Source organism: Geofilum rubicundum JCM 15548, assembly GCF_000974365.1.
In the GTDB taxonomy this organism is placed as follows: domain Bacteria; phylum Bacteroidota; class Bacteroidia; order Bacteroidales; family Marinilabiliaceae; genus Geofilum; species Geofilum rubicundum.
In genome coordinates, this window is the sequence record NZ_BAZW01000009.1 from 57837 (window position 1) to 76211 (window position 18375).

An 18375-nucleotide genomic window follows, 5' to 3' on the forward strand; every position below is an offset into this window, starting at 1 on the left:
TTTAATATTTTTTCGAATGAAGAAGACATTGTTGATGTTTGGATTAGCGGGTGTGTTTATGGCCCAGGCGCATGCACAACCAAAAACTCAGGAAGAGGTTTACAAAGCTTCCGATGAGGAGGTGATTCGTCTGGTGGCTGACCATATCCTGGAGCAGCCGGTGACGCAGTTTGTAGGCGTTAGCGACGGGAAAATTTATAACTCCACTAAGGAGATACCCAAAGGTGAGGATGTTCGTTTTCGCAGTCCCCTGATGGAGTGGCATTACTCTTCGGGCGTTACCAATATGGCCATCATTAAATTGGGCAATTATTTGGATGAAAAAAAGTATGTGGATTACGCCTTGAATCATGTGGCTTTTGGATTTGATAATTATGAGTACTTTAAAAAGACTTTCAGGGACGACCGCAATCACTGGCACTGGCCAATGGGGCAACTATGGAATTTTAAGGAACTGGACGACTGCGGCGCCATGGGTGCCAGCGTCATTGATGTCCACAATATAAATCCTCAAAAAGAGTATCAGGAATACATTAAAAATTCGGCCGAACATATCCTGAATGGTCAGCACAGGCTGGAGGATGGTACCTTATGCAGAACTTTCCCACGGGAAATGACCGTGTGGGCAGATGATTTGTACATGTCGGTATCCTTTTTGTCCCGCATGGGCGCTCACTCTGGTGAAAACAAGTATTGGGACGATGCCATTCATCAGATAATAAAAATGGATGAATACTTGTGGGATCCGACCAAACAACTCTATTACCACTGTTATTACTCTGACCTGGACCGCAATGGTGTGGCCTATTGGGGACGCGCCAATGGCTGGATTACCTTTGCCATTGCTGATTTGTTGGACGTGTTGCCAGCCGATTACCCAAAACGTGATGAGATGATTGCCATTCTGGAAAAGCAAATTGTTGGATTCTCTCGTTATCAGGATGAAGATGGCATGTGGAAGCAGTTGCTGGATAAACCCGATTCTTATCAGGAAGCTTCTGTAACCGCCTTATTCACTTATGGCGTTGCCAAGGCTGTGAATCAGGGCTGGATTGATAGTGGTTATAAGAGTATTGCCCAAAGAGGATGGAATGCTATGAAAAGGGACCATATTACCCCGGAAGGTAAATTTATCAATGTTTGCGTAGGCACAGGCATCTCTGATGACCTCGTGTTTTACTATAACCGTCCCGTCGGTGACAATGAAAAACACGGCTTGGGGCTCATTCTGAATGCCGGCCTGGAAATCATGAAAATGAATGCCAAATAAGGCGATAAGCTGACATCAACTTAATTGTAACCAAGGGTTAATAGTCCATTAGTATTGGACTGTTAACCCTTTTTGGTTTTAAAGATGGTGTTTTTGCAACTCCTTCTGCAAATTTTCCAAATTGTCCGTTCGGTAACGCTCAGCATCGCTGATGTATTTGTGGGCCGGCATGAATTGCCCTTCTCTCAAAAATGACTGCCAAAATAGCGGTGTAAGCGATTTTCTTTTCTAGGTTTCGATTTATAAGGAGGTTGATAGTTTCGGTTTTGTTTCAACGTTCCGGCATGGTATCTTGTGTAAAATAGATATCTTAGTTGTAAACAAAAGTTGATGGTTTAATCGTATCGGGTTGTTAACGATTGTTGCTATTAGACATTTTGGCCAAATCAGATCAACGGTTAATTGGTTGATCTGCAGTAGTATATGTGTTATTTTTTCAGGTGAATGCCAAAAAGTTTAAAAAAAGTGTCAAAAAGTGTATTGATGCAAGATGTTAATACAAGTAAGTTTGGGTTTCATTACAAAATGTGATGTAGTTTTAATAATCCCAAATTTATTTCATTATGAACAAAAGACATCTGGAAGTGCTTCAAGTAAAAAAGAGGAGCTCTTTAAGCAGCCGATTTTATCGGCTGATCCTTTTAGGAATGGTGTTTCTATGGGGAGCTGTGGGTTCTCTGTATGCACAGGAACGGGAAGTTTCGGGTACGGTTATCGATAGTCAGGGAGTGCCCGTACCTGGCGTTAATATTGTCATTAAAGCAAGCCCCAGTGTGGGAGTTATTTCTGACATGGATGGGCAGTATCAAATTTCGGTACCAGATGAGAACACAGTCTTGGTTTTTTCTTTTATTGGTTTTCAGGTAGAAGAAATTCCAGTAAGTGGACGTAGCGTGATTGATGTAACCATGCGGGAAGATATGATGGGATTGGATGAAGTTGTAGTTGTTGGATATGGTGTTCAAAAGAGAAGCGATGTTACCGGTTCCATGGTTAGTGTCGGAGAAGAAGAATTGAATGTGCGTCCGGTTTCCAATGCACTGGAGGCTCTTCAGGGACGAGCAGCAGGGGTTGATATCACATCGAATGAGCGACCCGGTGAAATCGGAAATATTACCATTCGCGGAATGCGTTCGATGGTTCAGAATTCCAGTGGAGATTATATTGGTAATACCCCTTTATACGTAGTGGATGGTATTCCTTTGATGTCTTCCAGCGCTATAGAGACTTTGAATCCTCGCGACATTGAGTCCATCGACATCCTTAAAGATGCATCTGCGACTGCAATTTATGGATCACGTGGAGCTAACGGGGTGGTATTGGTGACTACTAAGAAGGGTAAAGCGGGGCAGTTAAATATTAACTATGCAGGAACGCTTACCACCGAAACCATTCAGGATAAAGCGCCCATGATGAATGCCAGTGATTACATCACCTGGCGTCGTTGGGCTTATCACAACATGGATCCGGAGGCCTATCCTCGTGGCGATCAGCTTCAATAGATGCAGATGAGGATATTTTCCAGTCGGGTTCAGATCCTTATGCCTGGGACAATATCATGCAAGGCTGGTCCGGAGGAAGTTGGGATGGCTCAAAACTGAAATCTACCGATTGGACCGATTTTGTAACTCAGACTGCCATCACGCAGGAGCATTCATTGAGTGTGAGTGGCGGAACAGAAAAGGTGCAGGCCTATGGTTCTTTTGGTTATCTTGATCAGGAGGGAACCCAGATAGGACAGGCTTATGACCGCTATACCACTAAAGTCAGTGTGGATATGCAACCGAAAGACTGGTTCAGTATGGGCGCTTCTCTAAACGCCTCATGGAGTGAACAGGATTATGGTATGTCAACTTTGGGCGCTTCTTCCAGCACTTGGCCAAACAGTATTTATGGTGCTGCCAAGCGTGTTTTTTCTTATGCTGTACCTTATGATGAAAATGGAGAGCGTATTTTGACACCGGGTGGTGACGGTAATGTTTATACGATTATTGATGAGTGGAACCAATCGACTCAGCAGCGTCAGACTTTCAGAGCACTGGCAAGTTTTTATTCTCAGCTGGACCTGGGCGAAATTTTTGTACCCTTGCAGGGTTTAAAATATCGCGTAAACTTTGGTCCTGATTACCGTAACTGGCGCGAAGGGGTGTATATTGACGCCAATTCTGTCAACCGTTTGGGAGGAACCTCCTATGCCCGATTAAGAAATCAGCGTGATTTTTCATGGACCCTGGATAATTTGCTCCTTTACGACAAGTCGGCAGGTGAGCATACCTTTGGTATTACTTTGCTGCAGACTGCATCAAACTGGAATGTTGAGAGCAGTTCTATGAATGGTCAGAATGTTCCAAATCCTAACTTCCTTTGGAATGCTTTTGGATCTTTAGATGTGACCTCCCCTGAAGCTAAAGTGGGAATTGGTTCAGGCCTGACTGAGCGTCAACTGACATCTTATATGGGGCGTTTGAATTACTCTCTTAGCGATCGTTATCTGTTAACGGTTTCTGGTCGTTGGGACGGTGCTTCGCAGTTGGCAGAAGGGCATAAATGGGCTTTCTTTCCCTCTGCCGCTTTGGGTTGGCGAATTGAGCAGGAAGATTTTATGCAGGGATTACCCTGGATTAGTCAGTTAAAAGCCCGATTGGGTTTTGGTTCCACAGGGAATGCTGCCGTTGATCCTTATCAGACACTTGGCCGTATTCAGTCATTCTTTGTGCCTTTTGGCGGGGCTGATAATCAGCAGGCTTATTCCATCAATGAGCCCAACTACACATCTACTTTGATTCCCATGGCCAATAAGGAATTGACTTGGGAAACCACTACCCAGTATAACCTGGGGCTCGATTTTTCATTGTTTTTAGGTCGTGTGGGCGGTACAATTGATATTTACCAATCGAGCACCAAGGATTTATTAATGAATATGGCCATTCCTACGCTAACAGGTTCAAGGACGACCTATGCCAATGTAGGGGAAACTTCTAACAAGGGTGTTGATATCACCTTGAACACTGTGAATATTGAAAGTGGTGATTTCAGATGGACCAGTAATATTAACGCTGCCTGGCAGAAGGATCAGATAGATATTCTGGCTTATGGAAAAAATGACATGGTGGACAATACCTGGTTCATTGGGGAATCGATCAGCGTCATATACGGTATTGAGGGAGATGGATTATGGACTGCCGAGGATGCTGCAGAAATGGATCAGTTCAATGCGAATGGTCATGATTTTGAAGTTGGTATGTCTAAGCCGGTAGATCAGGATGGTAATTATGAGATTAATTCGGAAGACCGGGTTATTATTGGTAACAGAAATCCAAGATGGACGCTAGGTTTTAACAATACCTTTTCATACAAAGGTTTTGAATTGGATCTGATTACCTACGGACGTTTTGGTTACCAGGTGGCCACCGGTGGTGAAGGCCAAATTGGTCGTTACAATCAAAGGGAAATTGATTACTGGACTCCTGATAACACGGATGCTGAATTTCAAAAGCCTATCTATAACGAGGCTGGAGGTGATGCCTATTCTTCTATTTTGGGATATCGTTCGGGATCGTTCTTTAAAATCCGAACCATATCGTTGGGTTACAACTTGCCTTTCAGAACCCTTGAGAATCTTGGGATACAGAATATGAAGGTCTATGTTCAGGCAAAGAATCCTGGAACCATTTATTCTGACATCGAATGGTTGGATATGGATTTGGGCGGTTCCACCTATAACAGAGGTTTTGTATTTGGTTTAAATATTGGCTTCTAGTTTGTATTTGGATTAATTTGTTTAATGAATGATAATTATGAAAAGATATAAAAGAATATTTATAGGAATGCTTGCCGCTGTTTCTTCAGTGGGTATTGGCTCCTGTAGTGATGACTTTCTGAAAGAAGAAATAACTACATCCTATAGTTTACAGCATTTTGAAACAGAGGAAGGTCTGAACGATCTGGCCGTTAGTTTGTATGGGAACATTCGTTACCATTTTGCCTATGAGTGGGCCTATGGATTTACCAATTATGGAACAGATGAATTTTCCAGTGGAACGGATTTGACGAGTGAGATGTGGAATACCTATGACTCTCGGCTGGCACCCTATGTTAGCGGAGCAGCCAATAAAAACTATCCCTCTCCCGATCACCTTTGGGATCAGATGTATTTTGGCATTAATTCAGCAATATAATCATCAATAGTGAGGATGTTTTTACCGACGAAGAGTTGAAGAATAAGTGTGTGGGTGAGGCTTATTTTCTAAGAGGTTACAATTACCTGAGACTGGTTCAGCAGTATGGAAGTGTGGTGTTAAAGCTAACTCCTTCTAATTCAGTTGAGCGCAATTTTGCAAGAAGCTCCGAGGCGGATTGTGTGGCCAGTCTGGTAAGTGACCTAGAAATGGCCTATGAACTTCTTCCGGAAGAAGAGTTCAGAGGTAAAGGGACATTCACCAAGCCTTTGGCGGCGCATATGCTGGCTAAAGCGCTTTTATTTAGAAATTCAGAGCGCAATTCTGAATGGAATACATCTTTTAAGAATGCAGATTTAAGCAGGATTATTACGCTGGCCGACTATGTCATCAATGAACGTCCGCTTGCAACGGATTACCGTGATCTGTGGAACTGGACTGGCGTGGATAGTGACGCTGAAATGTTGCCGGAAATTCTTATGGCCGCCCAGTTTAATGACGACGCTTCTACGGCAGGTCGTTTTAGAAATCGGACTTATTGCTATTTCCCTGCTCAGTATTCCAATTTGCCTATGATGACCCGCACGGTAGCAGGTGGGCTCGATTTTCAGCGCTTAAGAACTACTGAATACGGGCTGAATGTATTTGACAAGGAAAATGATTCCCGCTTTTGGAAATCATTCAAGACCAAGTACCGTGTAAATAGGGCGACCGCCAATAATGAGCATGGCATTGAGAATGGTGATTTGGGGATTATTTACATCGTAAATAATGAAGATGACACACGTTTTGATGCTTCTGTGTTGGGAACTGGATCTTATACTTATGTTGATCCGGCAACCGGGAAAGTGGTACCCAATGTGTATATCTCCTATTCAAATGGCGAATGGGTAGGTCAAAATTGGGGCAACAACCGCTATGTCACCTTGTCAAAGTACGAAGATGGCTCGCGTACTGCAGTGAAAGCAGATGGACAGCGTGACGGTGTTTTGGCCAGAACTGGAGAGACCTACCTGATTAAAGCTGAAGCCTTGGTGCGTCAGGGTAACTACCAGGAGGCCATTGATGTGATAAACGAGCTGAGAATCCGTTCAGAATATTCCGCTGGTGATGATCGTGCCTGGCATACCGATGGTAGTCAAGCCGCGAATGGAGGTCTTGATGAGCCTTACGATGCTTATACCAACCGTAATTCTTATTACGAGTCTTTGAATATTCCTGAAACAACGGCTGCCTCAAGTCTTCAAATAGGCTCTTATACCAATCTGCCTGCAGTTGATGAGGCCATTCTTGACGAAATGGGGGTTACAGGAGAGTATGAAAGGATGTTACATTTCATCTTAAATGAGCGTTCCAGAGAGTTATATGGTGAATTCCTCAGATGGGAAGATTTGGCTCGTACTGAAACCTTAGTGCTTCGCGCAAAAGCTTTTAATGCTGAGGCCAATGGTGTTAAGGAGCACCATGCGCTGCGTCCAATCCCTCAGTCATTTATTGACGGTGTATTGAATGAGAATGGCTCCAACCTGAGTGAAGAGCAGGCGGATGCTTTGCAGAATCCAGGATATTAAGAAAAAATGTTTTAGATAGTAAAAGGGATGGCCGTTGGTCATCCCTTTTTTTGCTTACCTTGTCTTTGAGTTTTATTAATTGGGGTTTTGGTGGACATTGATCTATAAGGATGGTGTAAGTTATGTCGGATTTTGAAAATAGCATGAATCGGCTTCAGGAGGGGTTTCCCGGTCAAAGAATGGTGACGCTTCCGGATAAACTCATTGATGAGTTGTCTGCGACGCCTATCGTATCTGGCCTGGTCCTGACCGATATTGGCTACTACCCGCGTGCAAAGTACCATTACAGAGAGCGCATCTACGGCAGTGATGAGTTTATATTAATTTATTGTGTGGATGGGAGGGGGATCATAGAGGTCCCCACCAAACAGATGGCGCTTTACCCCAATTCTTTCTGCATTATTCCACCCGGTACGCCCCATAAGTATCAAACATCGGTAACGGATCCCTGGAGTATTTATTGGTTGCATTTTAAGGGCGGCATGGCTGCGGCTTTTTTTGAACGTTTTTCGCACGACGGAGAGGCTGTTTTGTCGGATGTGCTCTTTGATCAAAAAAGACTGGAGCTTTTTGAAGGTATTCTGGATGTTCTGGAAGCAGGATTTGCCAGGCACCACCTTGAGTATGTCAGTTTAAATCTTTGGCAGCTCTTGTCTTCCTTTCTTTACCAGACTCTTTTTGGTGGAGGGGGAGTGGCCCAGGATGATCCGGTTTCCCTTGCTGTTGAATGGATGAAAAGGGACCTGGGAATTGAACTGTCTGTCACGGAACTCGCAGCGAGGGTCAATTGTTCGCCCTCACACTTCTATGCTCTGTTTAAAAAACAGATGGGCTATTCGCCACTGAAATATTTTAATCAGCTCAGAATCCAGAAGAGTTGTCATTTGCTTAGCTTTTCTGATTTGACCGTTAAAGAAATTAGCGCCCAGACTGGTTTTGATGATCCATTTTATTTCAGCAGATTGTTTAAAAATGTGATGGGCTTGTCACCGACTCAATACAGATTAAAATACAAGGATTAATTGGCCGGATGTAATAGGTTGTTTAATACTAACTATTTATAGTATTACTCGATTGGTGATTTTCGTAGTTTTGTCCATGTGTTTTAAATATTGTCCATTTCCTGTAATTATTGTTATAGAGATATTTGTATACTGATACGATTAATCTTAAAAAACAGCTGTTATGAGAGTGTTCAATGTGTTGTTATGGGTCTTGTTTATTTGTCCGGTCACAGTTCTGGCCGGAGGTGACTATCATATTGATGTTTCTGGTGCGCCAACTTCTGTGCAAAGAGGCCATCTGAAATTGGGTGGTACAAGTGTTTCGGGAAATTCTTTTGATGTCAACAGCTTCTATATTGAGCGAAACGGAACGCCTTACATTCCCGTAATCGGGGAATTTCATTACAGTCGCTATCCACGTGAATATTGGGGCGAGCAGCTTAAAAAGATGAAAGCCGGCGGTGTTTCTGTGGTAGCATCGTATGTGTTCTGGAACCTTCATGAATTCAAGGAGGGTCAATTTGATTGGAGCGGAAATCTTGATTTGCGGCATTTTGTGGAGTTGTGCAAACAAAATGGTTTGGATGTCATTGTCCGCATCGGTCCTTTTGCCCATGGAGAGATGCGCAATGGTGGTATGCCCGACTGGCTATATGGACGCCCCATTGAGATACGCAGCAACGATCCGGCCTACCTTTTTTATGTCAACCGATTGTACCAGCAGATAGGTGCTCAACTCGATGGGTTGATGTTTAAGGAGGATGGTCCCATTGTCGCTTTTCAGATTGAAAATGAGTACCAGCATTCCGCAGCCCCCTGGGCCTTTACCTATCAGGGCGCTCCAAGGGAAAATACGGTGGCACGACGTGATGTGGATATTACCCAAATCGGTGTGGGAGTGAACGAGTTTGGCAATGCGTTTGCCGGCCACGGACGTGATCATATGAAAACATTGAAGCAACTGGCCATTGAGGCTGGAATGGAAGCGCCCATATACACCGCCACAGGCTGGGGTTACGCGACCATTGTTGAGAAGGAGTCGATACCGGTGATGGCCGGGTATGCGTATCCCTTTTGGGTGCCTGGTAACCGACCCTCTCCCTTTTACCTGTATAAGAACATTCATCAGCAGCCCGATTACTCCCCGGTAAGTTATGATGTGGATTTGTATCCGTCATTGGCGGCTGAATTGGGTACCGGAATTGCGGTTACTTATTCCCGTCGCCCAAGGGTGCCGGGTGAAAGTTTTCTGCCTATGATGGTACGCACGGTGGGCAGCGGGACCAACGGACTTGGATTTTATATGTACCATGGAGGAACAACCCCATCTATAGGCAATTTCTTTTTGAGTGAAGGATTCGGACTGGCCAATAAGTCTTACGATTATCAATCGCCCATCGGGGAGTTTGGAAAGACCAGTTCCGGCTATTATCCTTTAAAATTGATTAATTATTTTCTTCAGGGATATGGCGACATTCTGGCGCCACTTTACCCGGTTTTACCGGCGACCAATGAAGCGATTAAGGCCGATGATACAACTACCCTCAGGTATGCCATACGGTCAAACGGAGAAGGTGGATTTGTTTTTATGCACAATTTTCAGGACCGTATTTCCATGCAGGATCATACGGATGTGCACATCGATATCACAACTAAGGAGGGGAATGTTCGTTTTCCGCACGCGGGAACCTTTACTTTAAAAGAAGGCGCCTCGGGCATCTTTCCATTTAAACTGGACTTTGACGGGGTGTTTTTTCATCAGGCCACAGTGCAGCCTTTTATGCGCTTTAAGAATGCTGGGCACAGTTATCACGTGATGATTGCCCAGGAGGGTTTTGAGCCTCAGGTGGTGCTGGACGGCGGACTGAAAGTGTCGGGTTCAGGTATTACGAAGGAATTGGAAAACGGACTTCAGGTGGTAACTTTTTCAGGCAATCACCCCTCGGAAATGAAAGTCGGTGGTGTGACCTTTCTGGTGCTGCCTTATGAAATGTCGCTCAATGCTTATTTGACAGGCGCCGATGGCAATCAGCGTTTGATTGTCAGTGAAGCTGGTATTAGAAGAGGATGATAAGCTTTCGCTTATCAGTGACAATCAAACAGAAGTCGGGGTGCTGGTTTATCCGGCTGCCAAAGATCTGCAAGCAAAGAATGTTAGGAAAACCCCTCTGAGCACGGAGCTTGAATCGTTGAGGGGTTGGACTTTGTCGGTGGACAAACAATCGCCCGTTATGGACCTCATTGCTTCGGGTGATCGTCACTTTGTGCTGAGAGCACCCGAGCTGGATTTTAACCACATTAACGATGTGTTTCTTAAGTTTGATTATAGGGGCGACCGGGCGGTGTGTATGATGAATGGAGAATTGGTGACCGACCATCTTTATACGAGTGCGCCATGGTTGGTTGGATTAAAAAGATATGAGGCACAGCTGAGGAAACATGAAATGTATTTTTATTTTATTCCCATGAAAAAGGATGCCCCCTATCTGAGTTGGTTGGATAAGGAAGTGGTGCCTGATTTTGGTGATGCCCGTGAGTTTCTGGAAGTTTATGAGCCGGAGATTTTGGTGGAGTATCAATTCGATATTGTCCTCCATTAGGGAGGGTGAAAACTTCGAAAGCCTTGTCTTTGACGCCTTCTTATCAAAGACTGCATTGTTAATGACCCTGGATAGAGTTAAAATTTTATTGTTATGCAAAAAATAAATACAAGGTATGTGCTGGCCATTTCGCTGGTTTCTGCCATGGGTGGGTTGCTGTTCGGTTACGACTGGGTAGTTATTGGTGGCGCCAAGCCTTTTATGAAAGCTTTTTCGACATTGCCCACTCACCGGGATGGCAGGGGTGGGCCATGAGCAGTGCGCTTGTGGGATGTATTGTCGGGGCCATAGTGGCAGGGCGGACCAGTGATTTGCTGGGACGGAAAAAGCTTTTGATTGGCGCTGCGGTCTTGTTTATTATTTCTGCTTTTGGAACCGGTGCCTCGAATCACTTCGATGTATTTATCCTTTTCAGGCTTATTGGCGGGGTGGGCATTGGGATTGCTTCCACCATTTCGCCCATTTACATTGCTGAAATTGCGCCAGCGGGGAAACGGGGCTTGTTTGTTTCCATTAACCAGTTGACCATTGTGATTGGTATTCTGGCTGCGCAGATTGTCAATATGTTGATTGCCCGACCGGTGCCCGATTTATTATCTGTCCCGGAGACCCTGGCATCATGGAATGTTCAATGGGGATGGCGCATGATGTTTTGGGCTGAACTGGTGCCGGCAGTTCTGTTTTTTATTTTGATTTTTTTGGTACCTGAAACACCTCGGTTTTTGGCCAAGGTCAATCAATACGACAAGGCAGGCCATATTCTTTTAAAAATTGGTGGTGCGCAATATGCCAACGATGCCCTGAAGCAGATCAGAGAATCCTTGCAGGAGGGATCTTCTAAAGTATCCTTAAAGGCTTTGATGGATAAAAAAGTGGCCTTGGTGTTGTGGATTGGTATCGTACTGGCTGCCTTTCAGCAATGGTGTGGCATCAATGTTATTTTTAATTATGCGGAGGAGGTCTTTACTGCTGCCGGCTATTCGGTGAATGACATGTTTATCAATATTGTCATAACCGGAAGTGTTAATCTCGTTTTTACCATTGTGGCCATGGGCACTGTGGATAAATGGGGGCGAAGAAAGTTGATGTTGTTTGGTTCGGGTGCTTTGGCCCTGATCTACCTGGTGTTGGGTGTCTTTTATTTCCTTGGTATTACGGGTTGGGGTGTTTTATTGATAGTGGTATTGGCCATTGCCGTGTATGCCATGTCACTGGCTCCTGTCACCTGGGTGGTCTTATCTGAAATTTTCCCGAACAGAATAAGAGGGCTTGCCATGTCGGTGGCCACATTGGCTTTGTGGACTTCCTCGGCCTTACTGGTGCTTACGTTTCCCTTTCTGAATGATGCCTTTGGCGCATCCGGAACTTTTTGGATTTATGGGGTCATTTGCCTGGCCGGTTTTGTATTCATCTATCGGATTTTACCTGAAACCAAGGGCAAATCACTCGAAGAAATTGAGAAGGAATTGGACAAGAAGAAGGGGAAATAGGTGGTGGGAATCAGCAATTTTGTTATTGATACTATTTAGTTGACAGAAAAAATGAGAACAGGTAAAGTTAAGATATGGCAGGAGTTGGTAAGCATACCGACTTATGAACCAGGAGCTCCGGAAAAAAATCCCATGTTTCTTGAAAAACGGGTTTATCAGGGGAGCTCCGGCGTGGTGTATCCTTATCCGGTGACCGAGCGTGTGTCGGATGAGAAAACAGACCGGGAATGGACGGCCGTTTTTCTGGAGAATGATTTTGTAAAAATCATGGTTCTGCCCGAGTTGGGTGGACGGGTTCAGATGGCTTACGATAAAACCCGGGAGCGACATTTTATTTATTACAATCAGGTGATTAAGCCGGCATTGGTTGGCTTGACGGGCCCCTGGATTTCGGGTGGCATAGAGTTTAACTGGCCGCAGCATCACCGGCCGACCACTTACGAGGCTGTTGATTTTTCGATGGAGGAGAATGCCGATGGGAGCGCCACGGTGTGGTGCAGCGAGTTGGAACGAATGTTCAGAACCAAAGGCATGGCGGGTTTTACGCTTTATCCCGACAAGTCCTTCCTCGAAATCAAGGTCAAGCTGTACAACAAAACGCCTCTGCCGCAAACCTTTCTATGGTGGGCCAATCCGGCCGTGAAGGTCAATGACCATTACCAGTCGGTATTTCCGCCGGATGTGAATGCTGTTTTTGACCACGGTAAGCGCGATGTTTCCGCTTTCCCTATTGCTAAAGGGACTTACTATAAGGTGGATTACTCGCCGGGAACCGATATTTCCCGCTATAAAAACATTCCGGTGCCCACTTCCTACATGGCCATTACCTCTAAGTACGATTTTGTGGGGGGATTTGAGCACGACACCCAAAGTGGTTTGCTGCATGTGGCCAATCACCATGTTTCACCTGGGAAAAAGCAGTGGACCTGGGGCAATGGTGATTTTGGTCAGGCCTGGGATCGGAATTTGACCGATGAGGATGGTCCTTACATTGAATTGATGTGCGGGGTTTTCACAGATAACCAACCGGATTTTTCCTGGTTGGCACCCAATGAGGAAAAGTCCTTTGTGCAATATTTCATGGCTTACCACGATTTGGGGCTGGTTAAAAATGCGACGAAGGATGCCATGCTCAATGTGGAAGCGGATGGTGTCGGTGTGGTGGTAAAGGTTTATGCAACCGGTTTGTATCCTGAATTGAGTGTGCAGGCCTTTGTGGGTAAAGAATGCATTTTCAGGGATAGCTATGATGCAGAACCCGCTCAATCTTACAAAGGTAATTTTGCTTTGCCGGATGGCGTGGTTTTGGACGATATTTATGTGTCTGTCTGCACGCGGGAAGGACAGGAATTGGTGGGATGGAAACCCGAAACTTCTGTTAACTCAGAAATACCCGAAGCTGCCAAGGCAGCTAAAGCGCCCGGCGAGATAAAAAGTATAGAACAGCTCTTTTTAACCGGCCAGCATTTGGAGCAGTACCGGCATGCCACTTTTAGTGCGACCGACTACTACCAGGAAGCTCTGGAGCGTGAGCCGGGGGATGTGCGTTGCAACAATGCCATGGGCTTGTGGCTTCTGCGCAAGGGCCAGTTTTCGGCGTCTGAAAGTTACTTTAAAAGGGCGGTAAAAACCTTAACCGAACGTAATCCCAACCCTTATGATGGTGAAGCTTATTACAATTTGGGTCTGTCACTTAAATATCAGGGAAAAGCGGAGGAGGCCTACGGATCTTTTTATAAAGCTGTTTGGAATGCAGCCTGGCAAAATGCCGGATATTATCATATAGCACAATTAGATGTGGTCAAGGGTGATTATAGAACCGCCTTGCAGCACATCAACCAGTCTTTGTCGCGCAACAGCAACGACCATAAAGCCTTGCATTTGAAAATAGCCATTTTGCGCCATTTGGGCAGCGCTGATGAAGCCATCCAGATTGCTGAACAAGCCTTGGAACTGGATGCTTTTAACTTTGGCGCGAGGTATGAGTGTTATTTAATTTCAGAGGATGAGGAAAGCCTGAAAGCCTTTCATACTCTCATTCGTGGCAATATTCATAATTACCTCGAGTATGCTTTGGATTATACGGGTGCAGGACTGTGGCAGGAAGCTGTTCAGTTGTTGATGCTGGGAATGGAGGCGTCATCGTCGGATTACCCCATGGCGTCGTATTATTTGGGGTGGTTTTTTGAGCAAAAAGGAGAGCGGACAAAGGCGCTTGAAGCCTTCCAAAAAGGGGCTGCTGCACCGGCCGATTATTGTTTTCCCAACCAATTGGAAGCCGTCATGGCGCTGAAACGGGTCCTGGAGATCAGCCCTGAAGATGCCAAAGCTGGTTATTATCTGGGCAATTTCTGGTACGCTGCCCGACAATATGCCGAAGCCGCGCAATGTTGGAAAAAATCGGCCGAGCTGGACGATACCTTCCCAACGGTCTTCAGGAATCTGGCTTTGAGTTATTTCAATAAGGAAAAGGACCCGGAAAAGGCTTTGAGGTGCATGAAACGGGCTTTTGATTTGAATCCCGAAGATTCAAGGGTCTTGATGGAGCTGGATCAGTTGTATAAAAGACTGAACCATGGTGTTGAAACGCGCCTAAGATTATTGGATACCCATGCTTCACTTGTTGAGCAACGCGATGATTTATACCTCGAGCAAATCACTTTGTTGAATCACCTGGGGCGTTATAATGAAGCGCTGGAGCTGTTGATGCAAAGGAAGTTTCACCCCTGGGAAGGTGGTGAAGGCAAAGTGATCGGACAATACGTGTTGAGTTTGACGGAATTGGCTAAAATAGCGCTTCAAAGCGAAGCATACGCGCAGTCCCTTGATTATTTGAACAGAGCACTGGATTATCCCCACAATCTTGGTGAGGGCAAGCTCGAGGGCGCACGGGAAAATGATATTTATTATTGGATGGGTTGTGTTTTGCAAAAGATGGACAGACAGGATGAAGCTGAGGTCTGCTGGAAAGAAGCAGCAACAGGAAGTGGAGAGCCTGCCGCAGCCATTTTTTACAACGACCAGCAGCCAGATAAGATTCTTTACCAGGGCCTGGCTATGGCGAAACTTGGAAAGGAGGATGAGGCACACAGCTATTTTATCAAACTGGCTGAATATGGTACTGCCCATTTAAACGATGTGGTAAAAATTGATTATTTCGCTGTTTCCTTGCCCGATTTGCTCATATGGGAGGACGACCTGAGTCGTCGTAACCAGATAGATTGCATCTACATCAATGCTTTGGGCTTGTTTGGACTTGGCCGTGAAGCAGAGGCCAGGGAGATGTTGACCAAGGTTCTGGATATGGATGAAGGTCATTCAGGCGCCAGGTCCATCTGAAGCAGTTGGGATAGCGTATTTTAGTGACACGATAATATTTAAATACAATAGTTATGAGACATCTGGTAGTATTATTACTTATGGTTTTAATCGCCTCCTGTGGACAACGCGACAATTTTGTGTTGGACCTGGCAGGCGAGTGGCAGTTTCAAATGGATTCGGCCGATAGGGGCATGGATGAAAGTTGGTATGCCGGTGAACTGGGAGAACGGATGGTTTTGCCGGGTTCATTAATGGAGGCTGGTATAGGTCATGAAATCACCCTTGAGACCCAATGGACCGGTAGTATTTATGACAGCTCCTGGTTTTTTAATCCGCATACCGAGCCCTACCGGCAACCGGGCAATCTGATGTTTCCCTTTTGGTTAACGCCGGATGTCTATTACGTTGGTGCGGCCTGGTATCAGAAAGAGGTGGAGGTGCCTAATAACTGGGATGAACGGCGAATCATTCTTCATTTAGAGCGGCCGCATTGGGAATCACAAGTGTGGGTCAATGGCAGCCATGCCGGAATGCAGAATTCTTTGTCGGTTCCCCACGAGTTTGACCTGACCGGGCTGCTAAAGCCTGGTAGTAATACGATTTCTGTGCGGGTGGATAACCGGGTGAAGGACATCAATCCGGGGCCTGATTCGCACAGTATTACCGATCATACGCAGGGCAACTGGAATGGTATTGTGGGCGAGATGAAGCTTATAGCACGCCCCCATGTTTATGTGAAGAATGTTCAGGTTTATCCGGATGTTGAAACCGGCCGCGTTAAGTTGCTAAGTGATATGGTGAATGAAACTGGTGAAGTTTTTTCCGGAGAAATTGAAGTTCATATAGAGCTGTTCAATGTCGATGTAAAAGCGAAAGCGCAAAAAATGCGCTTCCCTGTCTCAGTGGAAAAAGGTGATCAGACCATCGAACTCGTTGTTAACATGGGTGATGATGTGCAGTTGTGGGATGAGTTTCATCCTGCGCTTTATAAGCTTTCGGTCGACCTTCATGGCGACAAGGGCGTTTCAGATGTTTTTGAAACGCAATTTGGTTTTCGCTCCTTTGAAGCTGATGGGACGCGGTTTAAAATCAACGGACGCCCGGTTTATTTGCGGGGTACGGTTGAATGCGCGGCACATCCCTTGACGGGTTATGCGCCCATGGACAAGGCCTATTGGAGAAGTCTGTACCAAAAGGCCATGACTTATGGCGTCAATCATTTTAGATTCCATTCGTGGAACCCGCCCCGGGCGGCTTTTGAGGCGGCCGATGAGCTGGGTATTTATCTTCAGCCCGAGGGACCGTTCTGGACCAACCATGGCACGGCTGTCGGTGATGGTCTTCCGGTTGATCAATACATCAAGGATGAGTGCGATCGTCTGCTGGAGACCTATGGCAATCACCCCTCCTTTGTCATGTTCGCTTATGGCAATGAACCTGCCGGCCGCCACCAGATTGCCTTTTTGAATGAAATGGTAGAGTACTGGATGGAGAAAGATGACAGAAGGCTGTACACCCATGCGGCCATTGGTGGAAGCTGGCCCCTGGCACCCTCCAACGAGTTTATAATAAGAGCAGAATCCCGAGGTTTGCCCTGGGACAGTCGGCCTGAGAGCATGTTCGACTATTCTGAAAAAATAGCTCCTTACGAAGTGCCTTACGTGGCACATGAAATGGGTCAGTACTGCGTGTTCCCTGATTTTGAAGAGATCCCAAAATACACCGGCGTGTATAAAGCCAAAAATTTTGAGATGTTCAAGGCCGAGCTGGAGCGCAAGAATATGGGCGATCAGGCCCGTGACTTTTTCATGGCGTCAGGAACCTTTCAGGCCATTTGCTATAAAAATGAAATCGAGGCCTCGCTAAGGACACCTGGAAATGGAGGTACGCAGTTGCTGGCATTGAACGACTTTCCCGGACAGGGCACCGCTCTGGTGGGGGTAACCGATGTTTTTGGGATGAGAAGGACTATATCTCATCCACAGAATTCAGTCGCTTTTTTGCACCAACCGTGCCCTTGGCCCGGTTTCCCAAGTTTGTCTTTACCAACGATGAGGTGCTGTCTGTAGCGGCTGAAGTGGCCCACTTTGGTCAAAATCCACTGAAGGATATGGTCCCCGAGTGGAAGGTTTTTAACCAAAACGGTGAAATGTTGGCCAACGACAAGCTGCCGCAAAGCGATATTGGTTTCGGGAATGGGTCCCTTGGTAACATCTCCCTGCCGCTTGATTTTGTTAAAGAAGCAGGTCAGTTCAAGTTGGAATTGTCCTTTGGCACCCATACCAATGATTGGGATTTCTGGGTGTATCCGGCTGATTTGCCCGAAACGGATGTGACAGACATCCTGGTCACGGATACGTTGGACGAAGCGGCTATTGCTTTGTTGGAGAAGGGTGGTAAAGTATTGCTCCTGGGCGCCGGGAAAGTCGAAAAAGGCAAGGATGTGGTACAATATTTTCGTCCGGTTTTTTGGAATACTTCGTGGTTCCAAATGCGCCCTCCACATACTCTGGGCATCTTGACCAAGCCGGATCACCCGGCGCTGGCGGAATTTCCGACCGAATTTCACAGTAATTTGCAATGGTGGGAACTGCTGCACAATCAGCAGGTCATGAACCTCGATAATTTTCCGAAGGACTTTAAAGCCATTGTACAGCCTATTGATACCTGGTATGTGAACCGGAAACTGGGACTGATTTTTGAAGCAAAGGTGGGCGAGGGCCGATTGCTGGTGTGCAGTGCGGATTTGGACAGTGATCTGGACAAGCGCATTGTGGCCCGTCAAATGCGCCACTCCCTGTTAAATTATATGCAAACCGATGCATTCGATCCGGCCTTTGCCGTTTCAGCAGAAATCGTAACTGAGATATTTACGGAAGGTGATTACGATTTGTATGACGTTCATACTGCTGGAAGTCCGATGGACCTGATTCCCTAAAGC

General features: G+C 45.8%; 13 protein-coding genes. All 13 read left to right on the forward strand.

Translation table 11 applies throughout. The features are described 5' to 3' along the window. The first annotated feature begins 16 nt into the window (after positions 1-16). The 13 genes from JCM15548_RS06940 (at position 17) to JCM15548_RS23255 (ending at position 18372) form a co-directional block, all read left to right on the forward strand. Complete coding sequence (locus tag JCM15548_RS06940; RefSeq protein WP_062123794.1) at positions 17-1270, forward strand: glycoside hydrolase family 88/105 protein; 1254 nt, start codon at positions 17-19, stop codon at positions 1268-1270. A 563-nt stretch (positions 1271-1833) separates the two neighbouring features. Further along, positions 1834-2772, forward strand: a complete 939-nt coding sequence (locus JCM15548_RS23245; protein ID WP_227625543.1) for a TonB-dependent receptor plug domain-containing protein — start codon at positions 1834-1836, stop codon at positions 2770-2772. After that, positions 2715-5030 (forward strand): SusC/RagA family TonB-linked outer membrane protein, encoded by a 2316-nt coding sequence (locus JCM15548_RS06950; RefSeq protein WP_227625544.1) that lies wholly within the window; start codon positions 2715-2717, stop codon positions 5028-5030. The genes JCM15548_RS23245 and JCM15548_RS06950 overlap by 58 nt, the downstream gene beginning before the upstream one ends. Before the next feature lie 37 nt (positions 5031-5067). Beyond that, positions 5068-5448, forward strand: a complete 381-nt coding sequence (locus JCM15548_RS23250) for a hypothetical protein (protein ID WP_227625545.1) — start codon at positions 5068-5070, stop codon at positions 5446-5448. 2 nt (positions 5449-5450) lie between these two features. Continuing rightward, positions 5451-7019: a RagB/SusD family nutrient uptake outer membrane protein gene (locus JCM15548_RS06960; protein ID WP_227625558.1), complete on the forward strand. Its 1569-nt coding sequence runs from the start codon at positions 5451-5453 to the stop codon at positions 7017-7019. A 122-nt stretch (positions 7020-7141) separates the two neighbouring features. Next, on the forward strand, positions 7142-8041 hold the full coding sequence (locus JCM15548_RS06965) for an AraC family transcriptional regulator (RefSeq protein ID WP_062123800.1): 900 nt from the start codon (positions 7142-7144) through the stop codon (positions 8039-8041). 163 nt (positions 8042-8204) lie between these two features. Beyond that, entirely contained in the window at positions 8205-10094 is a 1890-nt protein-coding gene (locus JCM15548_RS06970; protein WP_062123802.1) for a beta-galactosidase, read from the forward strand. Continuing rightward, positions 10069-10623 (forward strand): hypothetical protein, encoded by a 555-nt coding sequence (locus JCM15548_RS06975; protein WP_062123804.1) that lies wholly within the window; start codon positions 10069-10071, stop codon positions 10621-10623. Before JCM15548_RS06970 ends, JCM15548_RS06975 begins: the two co-directional genes overlap by 26 nt. A gap of 93 nt (positions 10624-10716) precedes the next feature. Continuing rightward, positions 10717-10878, forward strand: coding sequence for a hypothetical protein (locus tag JCM15548_RS26210; protein WP_369403679.1), 162 nt, complete (start codon positions 10717-10719; stop codon positions 10876-10878). After that, positions 10842-12113, forward strand: coding sequence for a sugar porter family MFS transporter (locus JCM15548_RS06980; RefSeq protein ID WP_369403680.1), 1272 nt, complete (start codon positions 10842-10844; stop codon positions 12111-12113). Before JCM15548_RS26210 ends, JCM15548_RS06980 begins: the two co-directional genes overlap by 37 nt. Before the next feature lie 51 nt (positions 12114-12164). Then, positions 12165-15452 carry a tetratricopeptide repeat protein gene (locus JCM15548_RS06985; RefSeq protein WP_062123806.1) on the forward strand — a complete coding sequence of 1096 codons (3288 nt, stop codon included), beginning with the start codon at positions 12165-12167 and terminating at the stop codon, positions 15450-15452. A 53-nt stretch (positions 15453-15505) separates the two neighbouring features. Further along, positions 15506-17503, forward strand: a complete 1998-nt coding sequence (locus JCM15548_RS06990; protein ID WP_227625546.1) for a glycoside hydrolase family 2 protein — start codon at positions 15506-15508, stop codon at positions 17501-17503. Next, positions 17446-18372, forward strand: coding sequence for a DUF8487 domain-containing protein (locus tag JCM15548_RS23255; RefSeq protein ID WP_227625547.1), 927 nt, complete (start codon positions 17446-17448; stop codon positions 18370-18372). Before JCM15548_RS06990 ends, JCM15548_RS23255 begins: the two co-directional genes overlap by 58 nt. Positions 18373-18375 lie beyond the last annotated feature (3 nt).

What these genes read in the sequence shown, in the direction of transcription:
- JCM15548_RS06965 (WP_062123800.1), top strand. Translation starts at nt 7,142, where the DNA reads ATGTCGGATTTTGAAAATAGCATGAATCGGCTTCAGGAGGGGTTTCCC.
- JCM15548_RS06990 (WP_227625546.1), top strand. Translation starts at nt 15,506, where the DNA reads ATGAGACATCTGGTAGTATTATTACTTATGGTTTTAATCGCCTCCTGT.
- JCM15548_RS06970 (WP_062123802.1), top strand. Translation starts at nt 8,205, where the DNA reads ATGAGAGTGTTCAATGTGTTGTTATGGGTCTTGTTTATTTGTCCGGTC.
- JCM15548_RS23245 (WP_227625543.1), top strand. Translation starts at nt 1,834, where the DNA reads ATGAACAAAAGACATCTGGAAGTGCTTCAAGTAAAAAAGAGGAGCTCT.
- JCM15548_RS06985 (WP_062123806.1), top strand. Translation starts at nt 12,165, where the DNA reads ATGAGAACAGGTAAAGTTAAGATATGGCAGGAGTTGGTAAGCATACCG.
- JCM15548_RS23250 (WP_227625545.1), top strand. Translation starts at nt 5,068, where the DNA reads ATGAAAAGATATAAAAGAATATTTATAGGAATGCTTGCCGCTGTTTCT.
- JCM15548_RS06940 (WP_062123794.1), top strand. Translation starts at nt 17, where the DNA reads ATGAAGAAGACATTGTTGATGTTTGGATTAGCGGGTGTGTTTATGGCC.
- JCM15548_RS26210 (WP_369403679.1), top strand. Translation starts at nt 10,717, where the DNA reads ATGCAAAAAATAAATACAAGGTATGTGCTGGCCATTTCGCTGGTTTCT.